Consider the following 22843-nt stretch of genomic DNA (forward strand, 5'->3'; position numbering starts at 1 on the left):
AGCAGCGGGGAGCCGGTCGCGCCGGAGGCTCAGCCCTTCTTCGTCCGCGACAGCGCGATGCACGCCACCACGATCAGCACGCCGCCGGCGATGGTCAGCGCGTCCGGCACCTCGCTCCAGAACAGCCAGCCCCAGCCGGCGTTGAAGACGATGCCGATATAGCGGGTCACCGCAACGATGGTCGCGCTCTCGTGACTGAAGGCGCGGGTTAGGAACACCTGGCCGAGCAGCGACACCACCCCGATGGCCAGCAGCAGCCCCCACTCGCGCAGCGTCGCCGGCACCACGAAGTCGTTCCACATCAGCGGGATGGCCACCAGGGTGGCCACCGCCAGGAAGTAGAAGACGATCTCGTAGGTATGGTGCCGCGCGCTCAGTTGGCGGATCGCCACCGAGGCACCGGCGGCGAACACCGCGCTGAGCAGGCCGACCACGGCGTATACCGAGTAGCTGGAATAGCTGAACGGCTTGACGATCATCAGCGCGCCGAGCACCACCACCAGCAACAGCCAATAGACCGCACGGGGAATCCGCTCGCCGAGGAATAGCGCGGAGAAGAGGATGACGAAGAACGGTGACATGTGCGCCAGGATGCTCGCGTCCGCCAGCGGGATGTGGGCGATGGCGTAGAAATAGCAGACCAGGTACAGCGCCCCCATCACCCCGCGCACCAGCAGCATCGGCACGCCCTGGCGCGACAGGGCGACACCGGCCTGGCGCATCAGCAGGTAGATCAGCAGGGTACCGATGGCGCTGCGGAAGAACACGATCTCGGCAGCCGGCAGGGTGGCGCTGGCTTCCTTGACCAGGGCGTTCATCACGCTGAAGGTGAAGGACGCCAGCACCGCCAGCAGCACCCCGCTCTTCAGCAGGTCGAGCACCACTGGCGATAGATGGCGTCCGCCGCCGGACGGCTGTCGATCGGATACAGGCTTGGATGGCACTGGCTCGCTCCTTGGCAATCGATGAATCGGGACACGGCGTTCTCGTAGCTCGCCAGCAGGCTGCGCGCCTGCGGCATGGCCAGGTCGAAGTGGGCGGCCAGCGCGACGATCAGCGCCAGCTTGCGGTAGTCCTCCAGCGGCACCCGCGGGAGCCGCCAGAGTCCATCCTCGTCGCGACTGACGCGGCGGAACGGCACGGCGGAAAAGTCGAAGTGGCGACCCTGCTCGTCGGCCGGAGAGAACGGATCGACCAGCAACGCCGCGTAGCGCACGAACAGCAGGTATTCCTGGCGCTCGGCGCCAGCCTCGGCGAAGCCGTCGATGGCCGCGCGCGGCAGCATCGTCTCGTGCACCGGGTAGTTGTCGTCGTTGAGGAACCGCAGCAGGTTCAGCGGCTCGGCGCCCATCCGCCGCAACAGTTCGCTCAGCTCGCACCACAGCCGCCGCATGGCGCCGATTGCCCCGGGGGTGATAGGTCCCTCCGGGTAGAGCTTGTACATGAAACCGGGCGGCCCCTGCTCGGAAAGTATCCGGGCGAGGGCGAACTCGCCGAGAAAGAACGGACTGTGCACGTAGGTGGTGACGTTGCGGCCCTCCGCCGCTTCCGGCGTCGCCAGGGGTACCACCTCCACCCCGCTGCCGGCCAGGACTCGCCGCCAGGTCTCCCGCGCCGGGCAGTCCGGCCGGCTGGAACCCAGGTAGACCCTGCGCTTGACCGCCTTGGTCAGGGCCCGCAGCGGTTGTGTCTCGTCGATCACCTTGGTCGCCGCGTAGTAGCTGGACAGGCTCAGCACGGTCGCCTGGCACCCCGCCGGCAGGGCGCTGCGCACCAGCAGGTTGGCGCCGATGAAGGCGGACACCAGCAGCAGCGTGCGCACCCCGCCGAGTCGCTCCCAGGGCAACCCGCGGACCACGTCCAGGTAACTGTCGGCCGGCACGCAGAGCACCAGGGTCTGCCAATCGTCGCGAAGTTCAGCGGGGTCCTGGTGGAAGACGTCCAACGCGGCGTTGCCGGACAGCCAGCGATGCTGCCCCTGCCCTTCCAATTGCAGGCAGGCGCCGCGCGCCAGGGCCTCGGCGATCCGCTGGCTGCGCCGGCCGGGATGGTTCAGCGCGCCGAGGCGACCGGCACCGTGGCGGCGCAGGTCCAGCGCGACCTGGATCGCCACCGCGCCCAGACCGACCAGCAGGACGTTGCCCAGGCTCTCATCAGCGGCGTTCATCGACCGGCCTTCTCCAGGATCAGGGTGTCGTACAGTGGCTGGCTGACCCGCTCCGCGCAAACCCGCCAGCCCTCCAGTTCGGCCGGCTCAACCGGGTAGTTGAACAGTCCCTTGATGCCGCTGCCGTGACGCAGCAGGACCTTGGCGTCGGCGCGCATGACCTGGCGGATCTGCGCCAGTACCGCGCTTTTCTGCTGCACCAGCGAAGCGATCAGGAAATGCGTGGCATCGCGGGAAAACGCCAGTTCCGCCGGCGGCAGCGAGGAAAACTGCATGCGCGCCTCCAGCCCCTGGCAGCGGGCGATCTCGCGGGCATAGCTCAGGGCCTCCTCGTCGATGTCCAGGCAGCACAAATGTGCGCCGACCTCCCGCGCCAGCACCAGGGCCGAGGTCGGCAGGGCACCGGAGCCGACGAACAGGACCCGTGCATCGGCATCTATCCCGGCGCTGTCGAGTTCGCCGCGGATGGATTCCAGCAGGCTACCCAGGTAGCGGCCCATCTCGCCGGGTTCATGCAGCACGCCCTGGCAAAGGTGCTTCTCCAGTTCGCAGAGGGCCTGCACCGCCGCGTCGCGCAGGCGCAGGCCGAGCGCCTGCAATGCAGGGTCGTCCGAATCGGCCTGCCACTGTGCCCGGCTGCAATCCTCCCCGATCAGTCCGCTCAGACGGTCGAGCTTGCGCCTGAGGATCTCGTAGCAGCCGCAACACTCGCGGGCATAGACGGTGAGCAGGCGAATCTCGCATTCCAGTTCGCGGAGGGTTTCCAGCAGCGGTGTGCGTCCTTGCATGGCATGGCTTCCTGGCGGCGGTAGAGGGCTCAGTAGTTCAGGGTCAGGCTCATGGTCAGGTTGCGCGGCTCGCCGGGGGCGACCCAGACGTTGTTATAGGAACGCTCGTAGTAGCGACGATCGAAGAGGTTGTTGACGTTCACCCCGAGGGTCGCATTGCTCGCCAGCGGATAGTGCGCGAGCAGGTCGACGGTGGTGTAGGCCGGCAGTTCGAAGCCGCTGTCGCTGCTGTCGCCGGCGCGCTCGCCGACATAGTTGAGCGCCGCGCCGGCGTCGGCGCCGTGCAGCCAGCCTTCGCGGAACTCGTAGACGCCCATCAGGCTGCCGCTGTGCTTCGGCACGTTGAGCAGGCGGCTGCCACGGGCGATGTTCTCGTCCTTGGTCACTTCGGCGTCGATATAGGCGTAGGCGCCGATCAGCCGCAACTGCTCGGTGAGCTGGCCGCTGAACTGCAGGTCGAAGCCGTGGCTGCGCGCCTCGCCGGCGGTCTGCTGGTAACCGGGATTGCTCGGGTCGGCGGTGAGCACGTTCTTCTTTTTCAGGTGGAACGCGGCGAGGGTCATGCCCAGCCGGCCATCGAGCAGGTCGAGCTTCACCCCCGCCTCGTAGCCGCGCCCCTCCTCCGGGTCGAAGGCCTTGCCGGCCATGTCGGTACCGCCATTGGGCTTGAAGGATTTCGAGGCGTTGGCGAACAGGCCGACCTCCGGGGTCGCCTGGTACAGCACGCCGATGCGCGGGGTGGCGGCACGCTGGGTCTGCTGCGAGCTGGTGTCGCGGAAGCGGCCATTGTTCAGGCGTGTGGCGTTCATGTCCTGGCGGTAGCGGTCGAAGCGCACGCCGAGCAGGCCGCGCCATTTCTCGCTGAACTCGATCTGGTCCTGCAGGTTGAGCGCCATCGCGTCGACTTCCTCGTGGTTGCGGTCGTCGCGTCCGAAGGGTGGTTTCGGCTGGCCGTAGACCGGCCGGCGGATGTCGATGGCATAGGGGTTGCGCGACGGGATGCTACGCAGGATCAGTTCGTCGTTGTGGTAGCGCTCGTACTCCAGGCCCATCAGCAACTGGTGGCGGATCGAGCCGGTATGGAGGTCGCCGAGCAGGTCGAGCTGGGTGATGCTGTCGTGCCACTCGAAGTCGCGGTAGCGGTACTCCCGGCGCAGGGTGTAGCCGTCGGCGGCGAGGCTGGAGTTCTCCGAGGCGTAGCCGTCCAGGTGGCCATGCTTGTAGTGGCTGGCCAGGCGCAGGCTCCACTGCTCGTTGAAGTGATGGCGCAGGGTGGCCTGGAGGGTTTCGTTGTTGTTGTCGATCTTGCCGTCGTCCGGCTCGCCGAAGAACCGCGAGCGCGGCAGGCTGCCCAGGTGGTTGTGCGGCGCCACGGTGCCGCGGTCGAAGACCTGGCGGTTGCGCACCACCTCGGCTTCCACCAGCAACGAGGTGTCCGGGTCCAGTTGCCAGCTGAACGATGGCGCCACCAGCAGGCGCTGGCCGTCGGCGTAGTCGCGGAAGCCCTTGCTGTCCTCCACCGCCAGGTTCATCCGGTAGAGCAGGTCGCCCTCTTCGTCCAGCGGCGTGTTCAGGTCCAGGGTCGAGCGGTAGCGATCCCAGCTGCCGGCGCTGGCATGCAAGCGGGCGAAGCGCTCGGCCTGGGGCTTCTTGGTCACCAGGTTCACCGTGCCGCCGGGATCGCCGCGCCCGTACAGGCTGGAGGCCGGTCCCTTGAGGATTTCCACGCGCTCGATGGTGGCGCTGTCCGGGGCGTTCATATAGCCGCGGTTGGCGCTGAAGCCGTCGCGGTAGAACTCCGAAGTGGTGAAGCCACGGACGTTGTACTCGAACATCGTCAGGCCGCCGAAGTTGTTCTGCCGCGAGACCCCGCCGGCGAAGTCCAGCGCCCGTTCGATACGAGCGCTGTCAAGGTCGTCGAGCACCTGGCGCGGCACCACGCTGATGGCTTGCGGGATGTCCTCGATACGGGTGTCGGTGCGCGTCGCGCTGGCCGACCGATTGGCCCGGTAGCCCTGCACCGGGCCCTCCGCGCGCTCCGCTTCGGCGGTGACAGTGAGGACCTCAAGCTCTGCGGGACTTTCCGTTTCCGCCCAGAGCGCCGGACTGCTGCAACCGAGGCCGACACCGAGGACAAGCGACACACTGACTCTCATGGGAAATCGCACCAGAAAAGAAATGATATACTATAACGCTACCAGTTCGATTCCGGCCTCGCAATACAATGCCCGGCTCTATCTCGCTTCTCGCCGCCAGGCTGTGATACTCATCCCTCTTTTCCGACGACCAGCCCAGCCATGCCCAACTCCATCTCCAATTCCATCTCCAATTCCTCCCGCCTGCACAGCATCGACGCCCTGCGCGGCCTGGTGATGCTGTTCATGCTGCTCGACCATGTCCGCGAGACCTTTTTCCTGCACCGCCAGGTCGGCGACCCGATGGACGTCGCCAGCACCGAGCCGGCGCTGTTCCTCAGCCGCACCCTGGCGCACCTGTGCGCGCCGGTGTTCGTCTTCCTCACCGGCCTGTCGGCATTCCTCTACGGCGAGAAGCACCAGGGACGCCGGGCGGTCTCGGCGTTCCTGTTCAAGCGCGGGTTGTTCCTGGTGGCGCTGGAACTGACCCTGGTGAACTTCGCCTGGACCTTCCAGTTGCCGCCGACGGTGATCTACCTCCAGGTGATCTGGGCGATCGGCCTGAGCATGCTCGCCCTGGCCGCCCTGCTCTGGTTGCCGCGCCCTCTGCTCGCGGCGCTCGGCGTGCTGCTGGTGGCCGGCCACAACCTGCTCGATCCGCTGCATTTCGCTCCCGGCTCGGCCTGGCACCTGCCGTGGGCGGTGCTCCACGACCGCGGCTGGATCGAAGCGGGCGACGCCCTGCGCCTGCGCACCTCCTACCCCCTGCTGCCGTGGATCGGTGTGATCGCCCTGGGCTATGCCGCAGGCAACTGGTTCAGCGGCGCCACGCCGGCAACCACGCGCCGACGCTACCTGCTGGCGGGCGGTGGCGGGCTGCTGCTCGGCTTCATCCTGCTGCGCCTGCTCAACGGCTATGGCGAGAAACCCTGGGCCTTCGGCGAGACGCCGGCGATCACCCTGATGGGCTTCTTCAACGTCACCAAGTATCCGCCGTCGCTGCTGTTCCTCGCCCTCACCCTGGGAATCGGCCTGCTGCTCCTGGCCTGGTTCGAACGCCTGGACTGGAGCGGTCGCGGCAAGGCCCTGGTGGCGTTCGGCGGAGCGCCGATGTTCTTCTACCTGCTGCATCTCTACCTACTGAAGCTGCTGTACCTGCTGGCGCTGGCGATCTGGGGCGCCAATCGGGGCGACTACTTCGGTTTCTCCTCGGTGCCTGCGCTATGGCTGTGCAGCATCCTGCTGGCCGTGGCGCTGTACCCGGCGGTGCACTGGTTCGCTGGTTTCAAGGCGCGGCGGCGGGATATCGCCTGGTTGAAGTACTTCTGAGGCGCGGAGCATCCAGGAGCCGCTGGAAACGTCCGGCCCTTCCCCCCCCACGGGTAGGACGAATGATGCGGAGCGTTATCCGCCGGACACAGCAGGCAACCACGCCGACGTCCACCGCCGGCAGGGAAGTAGAAATGAAGGGTTGCGCGGAACTCCCAGATAACGGAAACGAAACGGCCGGCGGGCGCCTCGCGCCCGCCGGCCATTGCCTGGTTCGCTTCCCGTCGCCGACGGGCTAGCCAGTCAGGACAGGTACGCCGAGCGGGTCAGCCCCAGGCGCAGCGCATCCAGGTACTGGTTGCGCTCGCGGGCGGTGAGCTTGGCCCCGGCGACCTTGTCGCGGTAGAGGGTCATCAGTTCCTCCGGCGACAGGTGCACGTAGCGCAGCATGTCCTCGATGGTGTCGTGGGTCTCGATGCCGGCGTGATAGATGCCGCCGTCTGCGCGCTGGTAGACGTTCACCGAGTCGGTGTCGCCGAACAGGTTGTGCATGTCGCCGAGGATCTCCTGGTAGGCGCCGACCAGGAACACCCCGATCAGGTAGTCCTCGCCCTCCTTCACCTCGTGCACCGGCAGGCTGGTCTCGATGCTCTGCTCGTCGACGTACTGGGTGATCTTGCCGTCGGAGTCGCAGGTCAGGTCCTGCAGTACCGCGCGCCGATCCGGCTCCTCGCCCAGGCGGTGCAGCGGCAGGATCGGCAGCACCTGGCCGATGGCCCAGGTATCCGGCAGGCTCTGGAACACCGAGAAGTTGCAGATGTACTTGTCGGCGAGCTTGTCGTTGAGTTCGTCGAGGACCTGCCGGTGGGAGCGCTGGCGGGCCTTGAGCTGGTTGTGCAGGCGCCGGCAGATAGCGAAGTAGCACTGCTCGGCGAGGGCTTTCTGCGCCAGGCTGATCTTGCCGTCGGCATACTGCGCGGCGGCGTCGCCGATGTAGTGGGTGGCGCGCCAGTAGGTTTCGGTGACCATCTCGGCATCGGTCGGGCCGAGCAGTTCGGCCAGCCAGCGGACGATCTCCGGCTGCTCGTCGAGATCGACGATCTTCGGCACGTCGTCGTTGTGCCGCTCGACGTCGGTGACCTGGGTGATCAGCACCGCATGGTGCGCGGTCAGCGCCCGGCCGCTCTCCGAGAAGATGTGCGGGTGCGGCAGGCCCTGGGCGTCGCAGAACTCCTTGAGCATGCCGACCACCACGCCGGCATAGTCATCGATGTCGTAGTTGATCGAGCTGGCGTTGCGCGAATGGGTGCCGTCGTAGTCGACGCCGAGGCCACCGCCGACGTCGATATGATCCACCGGCAGGCCGAGCGCGCGCAGCTCGCCGTAGTAGCGGATGGCTTCCTTGAAGCCGTGCTGGTAGTCGGCCAGGTTGGCGATCTGCGAGCCCATGTGGAAATGCAGCAGGCGCACGCCCTGGTCGAGTCCGGCCTGGCGGAAGCGCTCGACCACCGACAGCAGCTGGGCGGCGGAAAGGCCGAACTTGGCCTTCTCGCCACCGGTGTCTGCCCACTTCGACGAAGCCAGCGAGGACAGCCGCACGCGCAGGCCGACCTGGGGCTGCACGCCGACGTTGGCGGCCTCCTCGATCACCAGCTGCACCTCGGATTCCTTCTCGATCACGATGAACACGTTGTGCCCGAGCTTCTGTCCCATCAGCGCCAGCTTGATGAACTCGCGGTCCTTGTAGCCGTTGCAGACGATGGTGCCGCCCTTCGGGGCCAGCGCCAGCACCGCCATGAGTTCCGGCTTGGAGCCTGCCTCCAGGCCGATGGAGACGTTCTCGGTGGCGATGATGTTCTCCACCACCGCTTCCTGCTGGTTGACCTTGATCGGATACAGCGCGGTATAGCGGCTCTGGTATTCGAGGCGCTCGATGTTCGCGTCGAAGGCGCCGGTGAGCTTGCGCACGCGGTCCTGCAGGATATCCGGGAAGCGCACCAGCAGCGGCAGGCTCAGGCCCGCCTCGCGCAGCTGGCCGACCAGCTCGTAGAGATCGATGGGCGTCGAGTCGGCGCCCTGCGGACGCACTTCGACATTGCCGCCATCGTTGATGGCGAAATAACCCGCACCCCAGTGGCGGATGCCGTATACGCCGCGGCTGTCGGCCACGGTCCAGTTGCTGCCATCGTCTTTGCGAGTCCGTCGAGCGGCCATGCGCGGTGATCTCCTCAATGTTCGGGGTCGGGCGGGCGCCGGGATCTCCGGATGGCCCTGGGCCGGCACGCCTGTGGTGGAGGCTAGCCGGAGGATGTGACGTTGCCGTGTTGACCGCCACACTGGGCGGTAGTTTAGGAAAGCCGAGGAAATCCGCTCATGCGGGTATCCGCAGTCTCCCATCTAGGGAAAGGGCTGGCGCGGCCTTCGCGGTGCCGGACCTGCCCGCTCTCTGCAGGGGAGAATGCGGTCAGCCGCCGGACTTCTTCGCCTTGAAACCGCGCTTGAGGAGTTCGTCGATCAGCAGTTCGACATGCTCGCCCTGGATCTCCACCACGCCGTCCTTGAGACTGCCGCCAGTGCCGCAGCGCCGCTTCAGCGCGCTGGCCAGCTCCTTGAGCGCATCGCCGGCGAGCGGCAGGCCACTGATGGTGGTCACCGTCTTGCCGCCGCGGCCCTTGGTCTCGCGGCGCACGCGCGCGATCCCGTCGCCGGCAGGCGCTACGGCCTGCCCGCAGATGCAGGCGTCTTTGGGTTGCTGGCAGTCCGGGCAATGCCGGCCGCCATCCGTGGAATACACCAGCCCGCCGAGGGCGGACAGGGACGAAGCTTTTTTGACCACCGGGCGTTTCCCCCAGAATGGCCTCGACGGGCCAGGTCAACAACGATGGCCGGCGGGAGCCGACCGCGACGCCCCACTCAGGCAGGGGCTGCGCAGGGGCGGCATGGGGACCGCCCGAAAAGGTCGCGCAATTTAGCAGCATTGCGAGCAAATGCTAAGAGCGAAAATGCGCCATTGATCGGTGAAATGGCGACATCCGCGGCTCAGGCATCCAGGTACAGGCGCAACGCCTGCAGGGAATCGGGGCAGTACGGCAGGCTGCGAGCCTCTTCCAGCGCCAGTTCGGGACGGATGAAGCGGGCTTCGGAGATTTCCTCCGCCTGCAGACGCAAGGGCGCATCGGAGACGGCGGAAAACACCGCGCACCAGAGCCGGTTGCCCGGTTCGTCGAAGAAGAAGCGGCCATGTTCGCGCAGGACCGCGTCGCGGATTCCCAGCTCTTCCTCCAGTTCGCGGGCGGCGGAGTCGGCGTAGGGCTCGCCGGCCTGGACCATGCCGCCGGCGGCGAGGTCCCAGTACCCCGGATAGACCGCCTTGCTCAGGGTCCGGCGCTGCACGCACAGCTCGCCGGCGGAGTTGAACAGCAGGATGAAGGTGCCGCGACCGATCAGCCCGCGCTCGCGCAGATCCGCGCGCGGCAGGCTACCGAGCGGGCGGTCCTGCTCGTCGACCCAGGCGATGAGTTCGGCGTCGGAGGCGGCCCGGTGGGCCACCTCTTCGGCGCTGATCGGCGCGGCCATGGGTCAGCCCTGGGAAAGCAGCTGGCGCAGGTCGATCACCGCGGCGTTGGCGCGGGAAATGTAGTTGGCCATCACCAGCGAGTGGTTGGCCAGGATGCCGTAGCCGCTGCCGTTCAGCACCATCGGGCTCCACAGCGGCTCCTGCGCGGCCTCCAGCTCGCGGATGATCTGCCGCACGCTGACCGTGGCGTTCTTCTTCGCCAGCACGTCGGCGAAGTCGACCTCGATGGCGCGCAGCAGGTGCGACAGCGCCCAGGCCTGGCCACGGGCCTCGTAGAAGACGTTGTCGATCTGCAGCCAGGGGGTTTCCTGGACCACTTCCTCGACCTTGGGCGCCTCGCCCGGCTGTACTTCTTCGGGGTTCTTGATGTTGGTGTTCAGCTTGACCCGGCCGACACTCGCCGACAGGCGCTGGGACAGCGAGCCCAGGCGGGTGGCGACGTCGCCCAGCCAGTTGTTCAGGTTGTCGGCGCGGGCATAGAACTGCGCGTTGGGCTGGTTCGGGTCGGACAGGCGGGCCAGGTAGCGGTCCAGCGACTTGATGCCTTCCTGGTACTCCGACTCGGACGCCGGCAGCGCCCAGCTCTTGTTGTCGAAGTTGAAGCGCGGCTCGGCGCGAGCCAGGTCGGCGTCCTCGGTGGACTGCGACTGCGAACGGGCGAAATCCTTGCGCAGCGCCCGGCTGATGTCACGCACCTGGACCAGCACGCCATACTCCCAGCTGGGCATGTTGTCCATCCAGATGCCCGGCGGGAAGATGTCGTTGGAGATGTAGCCGCCCGGCTTGGTCAGCAGGGTGTCGACCACTTCCTTGAGGGTCTCCACCGTGGTGTAGCCGGTGACCATCTGCCGCCCGGCGCGCTCGGCGGCGGCCTGGGCGTCCTGCTGCACGGGGAACAGGTCGGGTTCCTGGCTCCAGTACCAGCCGACCAGCATCGCCACCAGCAGGTAGACGCCCAGCAGGCCTCCCACCACGCGCACCAGCCAGGGGCCGCCGAAGTAGGTACGCACATCATCCACGGAATTGTCCACGCGATCGCGCATGGTCCCACGACGCTTCTTCCAGTCCAGCATGGCAAGGGTCCTTAAAACAGCTCGATAGATGGGGGATTGGACCATGGCGAACGCGTTCCGTGCCAAGCGCCAACCCTTCCAGGACGCCGAAAACCTCGGCATCGTCGGCTTTCAGCGTAGTGGAAGCCGGTTTTGTGCCGGAATGCTCAGTGAGAATTTTCCGAAACAGGCATAAGCATGCCGTAGTCCGTCGCACAAAGGCACCCACCAACAGGTGGGGATGACATTTGGAAAAGAAAAGGCTCCTCTCGTCAGCCGCCCAACGGCCGCTGGCTTTCATGGCGATAGGTGATAGCATAGAGCCATCATTCGCAGCGACGCTCTGCCGCGAAGACCACGAAAGAAGCGCGTCATGATGACCGAGCACGATGACCCGACCCTGGACCGCCTGAAGCACCACTTCGCCCAGCGAGTGATCAACCAGGCGCGCCAGGTTCTGGAGGTCTGGCAACGCCTGACCCGCGCGGAGTGGAACAGCGACGGCATGGAAGAACTGGCCGACGCCACCCTGCGCCTGCAGCGCTACGCCGAACGCTTCGAGCAAGCCGAGCATGCCCAGCTGGCCGGTGCCATCGACCGTACCCTGGACGTCGTCGAGGCCAACCGCGGCCGGCTTTCCAGCGAGTCGATCAGCGAACTCAACCAGTTGATGCAGCGCCTGTCGCGCACCGGCCTGCGGCATGGCGACCAGCTCGAGCACACCGTCCTGCCGCCATTGCGCAAACCGGTCTACCTGGCACTGAAGGACCGCGAACGCGCCGAGCGCCTGGCCCAGCAACTGGAGTTCTTCGGTCTGCAGGCGCTGAGCTGCGAGACCGCCGACGCCTTCCGCGCCAGCATGCGCGAACGCTACCCGGCGGCGATCGTCATGGAAGTCGACTTCGCCGGCCCCGACATGGGCCTGCGACTGGCCAGCGAGGCCCAGGCCGGTCTCGAACACAAGCTGCCGGTGCTGTTCTTCAGCGACAGCGAGACCGACACCCCGACCCGCCTGGCCGCAGCCCGCGCCGGCGGCCAGGAATTCTTCACCGGCACCCTGGACGCCTCCAGCGTGCTGGAAAAGATCGAGACCCTCAGCCGCCTGAGCTTCTACGAGCCCTACCGGGTACTGATCGTCGACGACTCCCGGGCCCAGGCGCTGCACACCGAGATGGTCCTCAACAGCGCCGGGATCATCACCCGCGCGCTCACCGAGCCGCTGTCGGTGATGGCCGAGCTGAGCGACTTCCAGCCCGACCTGATCATCCTCGACATGTACATGCCCGAGTGCCTGGGCACCGAGTTGGCCAAGGTGATCCGCCAGCACGAGCGCCACGTCAGCGTGCCGATCATCTACCTGTCCGCCGAGGACGACCTGGACAAGCAACTGGACGCCATGAGCGAAGGCGGCGACGACTTCCTCACCAAGCCGATCCGCCCGCGCCACCTGATCGCCACCGTGCGCACCCGCGCCAGCCGCGCGCGCAGCCTGAAGGCGCGGATGGTGCGCGACAGCCTGACCGGCCTGTACAACCACACCCATACCCTGCAACTGCTCGAGGACGCCCGCCTGCGCGCGCGTCGCGATGGCCGTCCGCTGAGCTTCGCGATGCTCGACATCGACCACTTCAAGCAGGTCAACGACCGTTTCGGCCACCCCATGGGCGACCGGGTGATCAAGGGCCTGGCGCTGTTTCTCAAGCAGCGCCTGCGCAAGACCGACCACATCGGCCGCTATGGCGGCGAGGAGTTCGCCGTGGTCCTTCCGGACACCGATCTGGACGCCGCTCGCCTGGTGCTCGACGAGATTCGCCAGCGCTTCGCCGAGATCCACTACCCGGCGCAACCGACCGACCTGCGCTGCACCTTCAGTTGCGGCATCGCCGAGCTGATCCCGGACCTCGATATCAAGAGCATGGCCAAGCAGGCCGACGAAGCGCTGTACCGGGCCAAGCACGGCGGACGCAACCGGATCGAGGTATATCGTCCCGACGCCCGGTAATGGCTCTTTGTCATCACCCGGTAACCAAACGGAAATAACCTGCGGTCTCGCCGCTCCGTAGTCGGACGAGACCCGCCATGCGCCTCAAGCAACTCACCAATCTCAACACCCTGCTCCTGCTCACCGTCTGCCTCGCCCTGGGAATCACCCTGTGGTGGTCGCAACGCGCCATGGAGCGCCCGTTCCAGTTGCTCGACCAGTACCTGGAGCTGTCGCAGCGCTTCGACGAACAGGTCGCGCGCAACGTCCGCCAGTACCTCGGCAGCGGCGACGCCGTACGCCAGCAGGCCGCGCTGCAGGCCCTGGAAAGCCTCGCCGAGGCCTTGCCGGAGCTACCGCCGGACCTCGCCCGGACCCTCGCGCCAAGCCTCGCGGAGTTGCGCGAATTCAGCGCCGGCGACCTGCTCGCCGCCGGCAAGCTCGCCGGCGACCCGCAGGGCCTGCTGCTACAGGCCGAGCGCGACCTCGCCGGCAACCTGGAACAATGGTCCGCCTACCTGGACGCCGCGACGGAGCAGCCCCAGGCCGGCGCCTACCGCACCCCGCTGCTGCTCGCCAGCCTGCACCTGACCCGCCTCAGCCTGGCCCGCGCCAAGCTGGTGGAAAGCGCCAACCCGGCCCTGGCCGGCGACGTCGAGCGCGAACTGGCCAACCTGCGCGAGCAGGCCGGGCGGATCGAGGCCTTGCCGTTGCTCGGCGTGCTCGACGAACAGCGCTCGGCCAGCGACGACTTCGCCGCCATGATGGGGCTGGCCGGCGACGCCGAGGCTGGCGCCGGCAATGCCGAAGACCGCGGCGTGGCGCTGCGGCGCGAACTCGCCAGCCTGCTGCAACGCTATCCGGACGAGTTGCGCCGCACCCGCGACCTGATCGAGCGTCGCCAGCAACTGTCCGCCGACACCGGCGCCAAACTGGACGCGGTGCGCCAGGCCCTGGCCACCCTGGAGCCGCAGGTGCGCGGCGAGCGCCAGCGCCTGCAAAGCCAGGTACGCCTGATCCAGGGTGGGATGATCGCCCTGATCCTGCTCATCGCCCTCGCCATCGACAGCCTGCAAAGGCGCCTGGCACGGGTCCTCGGGCAACTGGTGCCGGCGCTCTCGGCCTGGGCCGACGGCGACTTCTCACGCCCCATATCCCTGCGTACCCGCACCGAGGACCTGCGCAACCTGGAAGATTCGCTGAACCGCCTGCGCAGCTTCCTCGCCGAGCTGGTCGGCGCGATCCACCGCCGCGCCGAACAGGTCGCCGGCAGCAGCCAGACCCTGGCCGAGGTCAGCAGCGGCCTGCATGCCGGGGTCGAGCGCCAGGCCGGCGATACCGGGCAGATCCGCGACGCCCTCGGCGACATGGAAGCGGCGATCCAGCAGGTCGCCGGAGACGCCAGCCAGACCGCCGACGCCAGTCGCAGCGCAGGCCAGGCAGTGGAGCACGGCCAGCGGGTGATCGGCGAGAGCCTGGGCGGCCTGCGCGAGCTGGTCGACGAGGTGCAAGGCAACGCCCAGTCGATCGAGCGCCTGGCCGAGGAGTCGGCGACCATCGGCAGCGTGCTGACGGTGATCCGCTCGATCGCCGAACAGACCAACCTGCTCGCCCTCAATGCCGCCATCGAGGCCGCCCGCGCCGGCGACCAGGGCCGCGGCTTCGCCGTGGTCGCCGAGGAAGTCCGCTCGCTGGCCCAGCGCACCGCCGGCGCCACCGAGGAGATCCAGCAGCTCATCGGCCGCCTGCAACAGGCCGCGCGGCAATCGGTGGAGGCCATGCGCAGCCAGGTCGAGCATGCCGAACGCACCGCCGAACAGGCCGGCGCGGCGGAGGGCGCGCTGGACGAAGTGGTCGCCGCGATCCATACCATCGGCGTGATGGCCGAACGCATCGCCGAAGGCTCGACCCAGCAGAGCCAGGCGGTCGGCGAGATTCGCTCGCACAGCGAACGCATCCACGCCCTGGGCGGGGAAAACCTGCGGCTGATCGGCCATAGCCGCGAACAGGGCGAGCAACTGCGGCAACTGGGCGGCGACCTGCGCACCACGGTGCAGGCCTTCCGCCTGTGACCCTGCGGCGACGTGCCGCAAGGCGCCAGAGGAACCGTCTGGCTTCGGACCGGTCGGATACCGCTCAGCGGAACCGGGGCAGGACCTGATCAGCCGCACGGGGCTCGATCGGGCCCGGCTTTCCGCTATCATTCCGGCTTTTGATCCGACGAGATATCCATGCGCCGCCTGCTGACCCTGATCCTCCTGCTGGTCGCCCTGCCCGCCGGCGCGGGCCTGTTCGACAGCCGTCCCGGCGCCTCCCTCGGCGGCGGCCTCGATGGCGGCGACTTCCTCAAGGTCGACCAGGCGTTCAAGCCCAGCGTCGAGCGCAGCGACGCGCAGCACGTGCTGCTGCGCTTCGTCAACGCCGAGGGCTACTACCTCTACCGCCACCGCTTCCAGTTCAAGGTCGAGCCAGCCCAGGTCAGCCTCGGCCAGGTCCAACTGCCGGCGGGCAAGCAGCACCACGACGAGTACTTCGGCGATACCGAGGTCTACTACAACATCGTCGACCTGGAGATTCCCCTGAACAACCCGGCCCGGCAGCCCTATACCCTGGTGGTGACCTACCAGGGCTGCGCCGACAAGGGCCTCTGCTACCCCCCGGAAACCAGGCGCTTCGACATCGACGGCGGTGCCGCGACGCCAGCCACGAACGACGCGGCCAGCAAGGACCCGCTCGAACACAAGGGCAAGCGCAGCCTGCTGTTCTTCTTCCTCGCCGGCCTGACCCTGACCTTCACCCCCTGCGTGCTGCCGATGCTGCCGATCCTCTCCGGAGTGGTCCTGCGCGGCCGGCCGGGCGGTGGTCGCGGCTTCGTCCTGTCGCTCGCCTACGTGCTGCCGATGGCGCTCTGCTTCGCCCTGCTCGGCGCGCTGATGGGCATGTTCGGCGCCAGCCTCAATCTCCAGGCGCAATTGCAGTCGCCCTGGGTGCTGGTGCCATTCGCGGCGTTCTTCGCGCTGTTCGCCGTGGCCATGTTCGGCTTCTTCGAGCTACGCCTGCCCGGCTTCATCCGCGAACCGCTCGACCGCCTGGCCGGCGATGCGCGCGGCGGCTCGATCCTCGGCGCGGCCACCCTCGGCGTGCTTTCCAGCCTGCTGGTCTCGCCCTGCGTCTCCGCCCCGCTGGCCGCCTCGCTGCTCTATATCAGCGCCAGCGGCGATGCCTGGGGGGGCGGCCTGCAACTGTTCGCCCTCGGCCTGGGCATGGGTACGCCGCTGGTGGTCTTCGGCGCCGGCGGCGGCGCCCTGCTGCCCAAGAGCGGAGCCTGGATGAACGGCGTGCGCAACGCCTTCGGCGTGCTGTTGCTGGCGGTCGCCGTGTGGCTGCTGGAGCGGGTGGTGTCCGGCCCGGTGGCGCTGATGCTCTGGGGCATGCTCGCCGGCGGCGCCGGCCTGGCCCTGGGCGCCCTCGAATTCACCCCGAAGAGCGCCGTACGCCGCCTGCTGCAACTGCTTGGCCTGATGTTCCTGACCTACGCGGTGGCCGCCTGGATCGGCGCCCTGCAGGGCGAGTCGGACCCGATCCATCCGCTGGGCCGCTCGGTGCCGTCGATCCACGCCGGGCCACCGAGCACGCCCGGCGAATGGCAGAACCTGACCACCCCGGCGCAGCTGGACGCCGCCCTGGCCGAGGCACGCCAGGCCGGCAAGCCGGTGCTGCTGGACTGGTATGCGGACTGGTGCATCAGTTGCAAGGTCATCGAGCGCCAGGTCCTCACCGATCCCACGGTGCAGGCACGACTGCCGGCCTACCGCCTGCTGCGCTTCGACATCACCGAAAGCAACCCGGCCCAGCGCGGCCTGCTGGACCGCTACAACCTGTTCGGTCCGCCGGCGATCCTGTTCTTCGCCCCGGGCGGTGACGAATGGAGCGACTTGCGCGTCATCGGAGAGATCGACGCCGCCGGGCTCGCCGAACGACTGCGCCGGGCCGCTACCCGGCAGTGACATGCGCTGACATACTTCTGCCGCAATTGCCGGTCAACATGCGGCGATCTACTGCAATCTAACAGTGACTGGACAGTCATACGGAAATTCCGGCATAGTGCCCGCTTGCCGTTTGCAGCCTGTACAGGACAATCAACAAGACAATGGCGACCCTCCTCGTATTGCACGGGCCGAATCTGAACCTGCTGGGCACCCGCGAGCCCGGCACCTACGGTTCGACCACCCTCGGGCAGATCAACCAGGACCTCGAGCGCCGCGCCCGCGAAGCCGGCCACCACCTGCTGCATCTGCAAAGCAACGCCGAATACGAACTGATCGACCGGATCCATGCCGCGCGCGACGAAGGCGTGGACTTCATCATCATCAATCCGGCGGCATTCACCCATACCAGCATCGCGTTACGTGACGCGCTGCTTGCGGTGAGCATCCCATTCATCGAAGTGCACCTGTCGAACGTGCACAAACGTGAACCTTTCCGGCATCACTCCTACTTCTCCGACGTGGCGGTAGGGGTGATCTGCGGTCTCGGCGCCACAGGCTACCGCCTGGCCCTGGAATCCGCCCTTGAACAACTTCAACGCCCCTGACCTCACTGGGAGTGCTAGCGCTAATGGACATTCGTAAAGTCAAGAAACTGATCGAGCTGCTGGAAGAGTCCGGTATCGACGAGCTGGAAATCCGCGAAGGCGAAGAGTCGGTACGCATCAGCCGCCACAGCAAGACCGCCGCCCAGCCGGTGTACGCACAGGCTCCGGCCTTCGCCGCTCCGGTCGCCGCTCCGGCGCCGGCAGCCGCCGCTCCGGCCGCCGCTGCCGCGGAAAGCGCCCCGGCCGCTCCGAAGCTGAACGGCAACGTGGTTCGCTCGCCGATGGTCGGCACCTTCTACCGCGCCGCCTCGCCGACCTCGGCCAACTTCGTCGAAGTCGGCCAGAGCGTGAAGAAAGGCGACATCCTGTGCATCGTCGAAGCCATGAAGATGATGAACCACATCGAAGCCGAAGTTAGCGGCACCATCGAGTCGATCCTGGTGGAGAACGGCCAGCCGGTTGAGTTCGACCAGCCGCTGTTCACCATCGTCTAAGCCGCGGGGAACCTGCGATGTTGGAAAAAGTGCTGATCGCCAACCGCGGCGAAATCGCCTTGCGCATCCTTCGCGCATGCAAGGAGCTGGGGATCAAGACGGTGGCGGTACACTCCACCGCCGACCGCGAGTTGATGCACCTGTCGCTCGCCGACGAATCGGTGTGCATCGGTCCGGCCCCGGCCACCCAGTCGTACCTGCAGATCCCGGCGATCATCGCCGCGGCCGAGGTCACCGGCGCCACCGCGATCCACCCCGGCTACGGCTTCCTCGCCGAGAACGCCGACTTCGCCGAGCAGATCGAACGCTCCGGCTTCACCTTCGTCGGCCCGACCGCCGAGGTGATCCGCCTGATGGGCGACAAGGTCTCGGCCAAGGACGCCATGAAGCGCGCCGGCGTCCCCACCGTGCCGGGCTCCGACGGCCCGCTGCCGGAAGATGAAGAGACCGCCCTGGCGATCGCCCGCGAGGTCGGCTACCCGGTGATCATCAAGGCCGCCGGCGGCGGCGGTGGGCGCGGCATGCGCGTGGTCTACGACGAGTCCGAGCTGATCAAGTCGGCCAAGCTGACCCGCACCGAGGCCGGCGCGGCGTTCGGCAACCCGATGGTCTACCTGGAGAAGTTCCTGACCAACCCGCGCCACGTGGAAGTCCAGGTGCTTTCCGACGGCCAGGGCAACGCCATCCACCTCGGCGACCGCGACTGCTCCCTGCAGCGCCGCCACCAGAAGGTGATCGAAGAGGCGCCGGCCCCCGGCATCGACGAGAAGGCCCGCCAGGAAGTCTTCGCCCGCTGCGTCCAGGCCTGCATCGAGATCGGCTACCGCGGCGCCGGCACCTTCGAGTTCCTCTACGAGAACGGCCGCTTCTACTTCATCGAGATGAACACTCGCGTGCAGGTGGAGCACCCGGTATCGGAGATGGTCACCGGTGTCGACATCGTCAAGGAGATGCTGCGCATCGCCTCCGGCGAGAAGCTCTCGATCCGCCAGGAGGACGTGGTCATCCGCGGCCATGCGCTGGAATGCCGGATCAACGCCGAAGACCCGAAGACCTTCATGCCCAGCCCGGGCAAGGTCAAGCACTTCCACGCCCCCGGCGGCAACGGCGTGCGCGTCGACTCGCACCTCTACAGCGGCTACAGCGTGCCGCCGAACTACGACTCGCTGGTCGGCAAGGTCATCACCTACGGTGCCGACCGCGACGAGGCGCTGGCGCGGATGCGCAATGCCCTGGACGAGTTGATCGTCGACGGTATCAAGACCAATACCGAACTGCACAAGGACCTGGTGCGCGACGCCGCCTTCTGCAAGGGCGGGGTGAACATCCATTACCTGGAGAAGAAACTGGGTATGGACAAGCACTGATCCGTCAGTCGCTGCGCACAAGGGCTGCCTCCGGGCGGCCCTTGTCGTTTCCGCCTGCCGGCCGCCCCAACGGTGCTATCCTCGTCGCCCCTCCACCACCGGACTCCTGCATGGAACGCATCCGCCGCTGGTACCGCCAATCGCTGGCCGCCGCGACCGAGGCCGCGACCTGCTTCGCCTTGGGTTTCAGGGAAAGCCTGCAACCCGCCGCACTCTTCCGCTCCGCGAGCCTGTGCATTCTCGTCAGCGTGCTGTGCACCTGGCTGTTCGTGCATTTCTTCGAACCGATCATCCGCCTCTGCGGCTGGGCCGCGCTGTACACGGCATTCAGCGTGGCCAACTTCGCCCTGATCCCCAGCGGCTCGCTGATCGAGGCCGGCAGCGGTGGCCCGTACTTCGATCCGCTGGCGGCCTTCAACGGCCTGGCGGGACTGGCGCAACTGGCGTTCTATTTCGTCGGCTATGCCGCGCTGTTCTTCGTCGCCCTGTACGCCGCCAGCATCGTCTTCGGCATCCGCCTGGGCCTACGCATCGGCCTGCTCGGACAACTGAAGGAACAGGTCCGCCAACGCTACCCGCGACTGGCACCTGCCTCCGGCGAAAGGATCTCGCTGTGGCGTGCCGCCGGCTTCCGCCTGGCACCCTGGCTGGGCGTTTCCGGATCGATCCTGGTCGGCCTGCTGGTTCCGCTCTACAACGGTGTACTCCTGCTGCTGGCGCTGGCCTACCTGAACATCCGCTTCCTGCTGCCCGCCACGCTGGCCGGGCTAGCCGATGCCGGCGAGCAGCTCGCCGTGCTTCGTGCTCGCCGCGGCAGCCTGTTGCTGTTCGGCCTGCTGATACTGCTCCTGGCGCTGGTGCCGCTGCTCAACCTGCTGCTGCCGGCGGTGCTCGGCGGCGGTACCTGCCACCTGGCCAATCGCGGCCTGGCGCAACTGCGCGGCGAGGCCACGGCAGAGAGTGGCAGCGCCGGCTAGCCTCAAGTAAGCTTGCGCGGTGGAAAACGGGTCGCCCCTGGGCGGCCCGTTTCGTTTACAGCCGCAACAGAGGTCGCCCCATGCCCTGGTTACAAGTTCGCCTGGCCATCACCCCGGAACAGGCCGAAACCTACGAAGACGCCCTGCTCGAAGTCGGCGCCGTCTCCGTGACCTTCATGGACGCCGAAGACCAGCCGATCTTCGAGCCGGACCTCGGCACCACCCCGCTGTGGTCGCGCACCCACCTGCTGGCGCTGTTCGAAGCGGACACCGACGAGACCGCCCTGCTCGCCCACCTCGCCTTGCTTACCGGCGGCGACCTGCCCGAGCACCATGTCGAGGAAATCGCCGACCAGGATTGGGAACGCAGCTGGATGGACAACTTCCAGCCGATGCGTTTCGGCCGCCGCCTGTGGATCGTGCCGAGCTGGCACGCCGCCCCCGAGCCGGACGCGGTCAACCTGCTGCTCGATCCGGGCCTGGCCTTCGGCACCGGCACCCACCCGACCACCGCGCTGTGCCTGGAATGGCTCGACGGCCAGGAACTGGCCGGCCGGCAGGTGCTCGACTTCGGTTGCGGCTCGGGAATCCTCGCCATCGCCGCGCTGCTGCTCGGCGCCGAACGGGCGGTCGGCAGCGACATCGATCCACAGGCCCTGGAAGCCTCGCGCGACAATGCCTCGCGCAACGGTATCGAGCCCGCGCGGTTCCCGGTCTACCTGCCGGCGGACCTGCCGCAGCGACAGGCCGACGTGCTGGTCGCCAATATCCTCGCCGGCCCGCTGGTTTCCCTCGCCCCGCAACTGACCGGCCTGGTACGTCCCGGCGGCCTGCTGGCGCTGTCCGGCATCCTCGCCGAGCAGGCCGAGGAGGTCCGTGCGGCCTACTCCGCACACTTCGATCTCGACCCGACCGCCGAGCGCGAAGGCTGGATCCGCATCAGCGGCCGCCGCCGCGCCGATTGATGGCGCACCGCCAGCCACCACTGATCCCGCCCCACTGCCTTCGTGCAAGAAGCTTGGGGTAGACTAGCCGCCGGATTTTTCCTACGGATCGCCGCATGAGCGAAAGCGTCATCACCCAATGTCCCCATTGCAGCACCAGTTTCCGCGTCAACGACGCGCAACTGGGCGCCGCCAATGGCGCGGTCCGCTGCGGCACCTGCCTGAAAGTCTTCAACGCCCTGCAACACCAGGTCGGTGGCGCGCCGCGCGCGAACGCTCCTTCGGCAGCCGAAGCGAAGCCGGCCGCCGCTCCGCCACCCGCGCCCAGCGTCGCGGCCGCCACCTCGGCCGCGCCCCCGGCAGCGCGCCCGCGCGACGAAACCCTGTGGATCCATGACGACCTCGACCTGGACAGCCTCAACCTCGACGAGGAACTGGCCAAGCTCGACGAATTCGAGCTGAACCAGGAGTTCTCCAGCATCGAGAAGGCCCCGCGACCGGCGGAGAGCCTGCTGGCGCGCCGCGACGACGAACGCGACCCACACGACGAACGCTGGGCCGAGGCGCTGATCGCCGATGCCGAACCAGCCCAGCCGGCGCGCGGCAATCCGCGCCAAGAACCGAGCCTCGGCGAACCGCTGGCGGAAGAGCGGGTATCCTTCGTGCCGCTGCGCCGCGCCGAGGATCCGCCGGAACTTCGCCTCAGCCTCGATGACGACGATGACGACGAGCCCAGCCTCGGCAAGCGCCGCCATGGACTGAGCGCCCTGGATGAAGACGACGAGGAAAGCGCCGAGGAACAGTCCGTCGCGCCCCTGGGCAGCGCCCGCAAACCAGACGAGGCGCCGGTCGAGAGTCTCGACCAGTTGCGCGACGAGCCGCTGCAACTGGCCTGGGAGAAGCCCCGGCGCCAATGGCCGCGGCGTCTCGGTTGGCTGCTGCTGATCCTGCTGGCGCTGGGTGGTCTCGCCGCTCAGTACGTCGCCTACCATTTCGACGAGCTGGCGCGCCAGGACGCCTATCGCCCCTGGTTCGCCCAGCTCTGCCCGGAAATCGGCTGCACCCTTCCCTCCAAGGTCGACGTGGAGCAGATCAGGAGCAGCAACCTGGTGGTCCGCAGCCATCCCGAATTCAGCGGCGCGCTGGTGGTCGACGCGATCATCTACAACCGCGCCAGCTTCTCGCAGCCGTTCCCGCTGCTGGAACTGCGCTTCGCCGACCTCAACGGCCACCTCATCGCCAATCGCCGCTTCAAGCCCGGCGAGTACCTCGGCGGCGAGCTGGCCGGACGAACGGAAATGCCACCGCAGGTACCGATCCACGTGTCGCTGGACATCCTCGACCCGGGTCCGAAGGCGGTGAACTACAGCCTGAGCTTCCATTCCCCGGAGTGACCGGAAAGACCTCGCCGGTCGCCGCCGGGCCGCTACGCCCACCCGCTCGCGCGGAGCGCCAGGCGCAAGTGCCGCTCGTCTTCCAACTGTAAGAACTAAGGAAT

General features: G+C 67.5%; 17 protein-coding genes and 1 pseudogene. 10 read left to right on the forward strand and 8 right to left on the reverse strand.

What is annotated here, in order from left to right; all coding sequences use genetic code 11:
• Positions 1-29: 29 nt before the first annotated feature.
• Genes cntI through cntO form a run of 4 tightly spaced genes read right to left on the reverse strand, consistent with a single transcriptional unit; the run spans position 30 to position 5111 of the window.
• A complete protein-coding gene (gene cntI / locus M6E97_RS21160) occupies positions 30-884 on the reverse strand; it encodes a pseudopaline transport inner membrane protein CntI (protein ID WP_003104336.1) in 855 nt (284 codons plus the stop codon).
• On the reverse strand, positions 866-2167 hold the full coding sequence (gene cntM, locus M6E97_RS21165; RefSeq protein ID WP_003095356.1) for a pseudopaline biosynthesis dehydrogenase CntM: 1302 nt from the start codon (positions 2165-2167) through the stop codon (positions 866-868). The genes cntI and cntM overlap by 19 nt, the downstream gene beginning before the upstream one ends.
• Positions 2164-2955 (reverse strand): pseudopaline biosynthesis protein CntL, encoded by a 792-nt coding sequence (cntL, locus tag M6E97_RS21170; RefSeq protein ID WP_033937820.1) that lies wholly within the window; start codon positions 2953-2955, stop codon positions 2164-2166. Before cntL ends, cntM begins: the two co-directional genes overlap by 4 nt.
• A gap of 29 nt (positions 2956-2984) precedes the next feature.
• Positions 2985-5111 carry a pseudopaline transport outer membrane protein CntO gene (gene cntO, locus M6E97_RS21175; RefSeq protein WP_022581106.1) on the reverse strand — a complete coding sequence of 709 codons (2127 nt, stop codon included), beginning with the start codon at positions 5109-5111 and terminating at the stop codon, positions 2985-2987.
• Between the two features lie 153 nt (positions 5112-5264).
• Between cntO and M6E97_RS21180 the strand changes: the two genes are divergently transcribed.
• Positions 5265-6419: a DUF1624 domain-containing protein gene (locus tag M6E97_RS21180; protein ID WP_031293877.1), complete on the forward strand. Its 1155-nt coding sequence runs from the start codon at positions 5265-5267 to the stop codon at positions 6417-6419.
• 243 nt (positions 6420-6662) lie between these two features.
• Here the strand turns inward: M6E97_RS21180 and speA are convergent, their stop codons facing one another.
• From speA to M6E97_RS21200, 4 genes are all read right to left on the reverse strand, one after another.
• Positions 6663-8573: an arginine decarboxylase gene (speA, locus tag M6E97_RS21185; protein ID WP_003095365.1), complete on the reverse strand. Its 1911-nt coding sequence runs from the start codon at positions 8571-8573 to the stop codon at positions 6663-6665.
• A gap of 250 nt (positions 8574-8823) precedes the next feature.
• Positions 8824-9195 carry a translation initiation factor Sui1 gene (locus M6E97_RS21190; protein ID WP_003095367.1) on the reverse strand — a complete coding sequence of 124 codons (372 nt, stop codon included), beginning with the start codon at positions 9193-9195 and terminating at the stop codon, positions 8824-8826.
• 203 nt (positions 9196-9398) lie between these two features.
• Positions 9399-9935: an NUDIX hydrolase gene (locus M6E97_RS21195; RefSeq protein WP_004365420.1), complete on the reverse strand. Its 537-nt coding sequence runs from the start codon at positions 9933-9935 to the stop codon at positions 9399-9401.
• Between the two features lie 3 nt (positions 9936-9938).
• Positions 9939-11009: a DUF2333 family protein gene (locus M6E97_RS21200; RefSeq protein ID WP_003095371.1), complete on the reverse strand. Its 1071-nt coding sequence runs from the start codon at positions 11007-11009 to the stop codon at positions 9939-9941.
• A gap of 352 nt (positions 11010-11361) precedes the next feature.
• On the opposite strand from M6E97_RS21200, the gene gcbA reads away from it, so the two are divergent.
• From gcbA to M6E97_RS21245, 9 genes and pseudogenes are all read left to right on the forward strand, one after another.
• A complete protein-coding gene (gene gcbA / locus M6E97_RS21205) occupies positions 11362-12990 on the forward strand; it encodes a diguanylate cyclase GcbA (protein ID WP_034005293.1) in 1629 nt (542 codons plus the stop codon).
• 1535 nt (positions 12991-14525) lie between these two features.
• Positions 14526-15041: pseudogene (gene ctpL, locus M6E97_RS31250) on the forward strand (methyl-accepting chemotaxis protein CtpL); the annotation flags it as partial.
• A gap of 159 nt (positions 15042-15200) precedes the next feature.
• Positions 15201-16976 (forward strand): protein-disulfide reductase DsbD, encoded by a 1776-nt coding sequence (locus tag M6E97_RS21215; protein ID WP_003110496.1) that lies wholly within the window; start codon positions 15201-15203, stop codon positions 16974-16976.
• A gap of 143 nt (positions 16977-17119) precedes the next feature.
• Complete coding sequence (gene aroQ / locus M6E97_RS21220) at positions 17120-17563, forward strand: type II 3-dehydroquinate dehydratase (protein WP_023876043.1); 444 nt, start codon at positions 17120-17122, stop codon at positions 17561-17563.
• A gap of 23 nt (positions 17564-17586) precedes the next feature.
• Positions 17587-18057, forward strand: a complete 471-nt coding sequence (gene accB / locus M6E97_RS21225; RefSeq protein ID WP_003110495.1) for an acetyl-CoA carboxylase biotin carboxyl carrier protein — start codon at positions 17587-17589, stop codon at positions 18055-18057.
• Between the two features lie 17 nt (positions 18058-18074).
• Positions 18075-19424, forward strand: a complete 1350-nt coding sequence (accC, locus tag M6E97_RS21230; protein ID WP_003095391.1) for an acetyl-CoA carboxylase biotin carboxylase subunit — start codon at positions 18075-18077, stop codon at positions 19422-19424.
• A gap of 110 nt (positions 19425-19534) precedes the next feature.
• On the forward strand, positions 19535-20401 hold the full coding sequence (locus M6E97_RS21235; protein ID WP_003112326.1) for an EI24 domain-containing protein: 867 nt from the start codon (positions 19535-19537) through the stop codon (positions 20399-20401).
• 80 nt (positions 20402-20481) lie between these two features.
• Positions 20482-21366 (forward strand): 50S ribosomal protein L11 methyltransferase, encoded by an 885-nt coding sequence (gene prmA, locus M6E97_RS21240; protein WP_033937824.1) that lies wholly within the window; start codon positions 20482-20484, stop codon positions 21364-21366.
• A 95-nt stretch (positions 21367-21461) separates the two neighbouring features.
• On the forward strand, positions 21462-22739 hold the full coding sequence (locus M6E97_RS21245) for a DUF3426 domain-containing protein (RefSeq protein ID WP_003135342.1): 1278 nt from the start codon (positions 21462-21464) through the stop codon (positions 22737-22739).
• The last annotated feature ends 104 nt before the right edge of the window (positions 22740-22843 follow it).

The organism is Pseudomonas sp. B111 (genome assembly GCF_026428275.1).
Lineage (GTDB): Bacteria > Pseudomonadota > Gammaproteobacteria > Pseudomonadales > Pseudomonadaceae > Pseudomonas > Pseudomonas aeruginosa.

What these genes read in the sequence shown, in the direction of transcription:
- cntM (WP_003095356.1), bottom strand. Translation starts at nt 2,167, where the DNA reads ATGAACGCCGCTGATGAGAGCCTGGGCAACGTCCTGCTGGTCGGTCTG.
- cntL (WP_033937820.1), bottom strand. Translation starts at nt 2,955, where the DNA reads ATGCAAGGACGCACACCGCTGCTGGAAACCCTCCGCGAACTGGAATGC.
- cntO (WP_022581106.1), bottom strand. Translation starts at nt 5,111, where the DNA reads ATGAGAGTCAGTGTGTCGCTTGTCCTCGGTGTCGGCCTCGGTTGCAGC.
- speA (WP_003095365.1), bottom strand. Translation starts at nt 8,573, where the DNA reads ATGGCCGCTCGACGGACTCGCAAAGACGATGGCAGCAACTGGACCGTG.
- M6E97_RS21195 (WP_004365420.1), bottom strand. Translation starts at nt 9,935, where the DNA reads ATGGCCGCGCCGATCAGCGCCGAAGAGGTGGCCCACCGGGCCGCCTCC.
- M6E97_RS21200 (WP_003095371.1), bottom strand. Translation starts at nt 11,009, where the DNA reads ATGCTGGACTGGAAGAAGCGTCGTGGGACCATGCGCGATCGCGTGGAC.
- gcbA (WP_034005293.1), top strand. Translation starts at nt 11,362, where the DNA reads ATGATGACCGAGCACGATGACCCGACCCTGGACCGCCTGAAGCACCAC.
- M6E97_RS21215 (WP_003110496.1), top strand. Translation starts at nt 15,201, where the DNA reads ATGCGCCGCCTGCTGACCCTGATCCTCCTGCTGGTCGCCCTGCCCGCC.
- aroQ (WP_023876043.1), top strand. Translation starts at nt 17,120, where the DNA reads ATGGCGACCCTCCTCGTATTGCACGGGCCGAATCTGAACCTGCTGGGC.
- accB (WP_003110495.1), top strand. Translation starts at nt 17,587, where the DNA reads ATGGACATTCGTAAAGTCAAGAAACTGATCGAGCTGCTGGAAGAGTCC.
- accC (WP_003095391.1), top strand. Translation starts at nt 18,075, where the DNA reads ATGTTGGAAAAAGTGCTGATCGCCAACCGCGGCGAAATCGCCTTGCGC.
- M6E97_RS21235 (WP_003112326.1), top strand. Translation starts at nt 19,535, where the DNA reads ATGGAACGCATCCGCCGCTGGTACCGCCAATCGCTGGCCGCCGCGACC.
- prmA (WP_033937824.1), top strand. Translation starts at nt 20,482, where the DNA reads ATGCCCTGGTTACAAGTTCGCCTGGCCATCACCCCGGAACAGGCCGAA.
- M6E97_RS21245 (WP_003135342.1), top strand. Translation starts at nt 21,462, where the DNA reads ATGAGCGAAAGCGTCATCACCCAATGTCCCCATTGCAGCACCAGTTTC.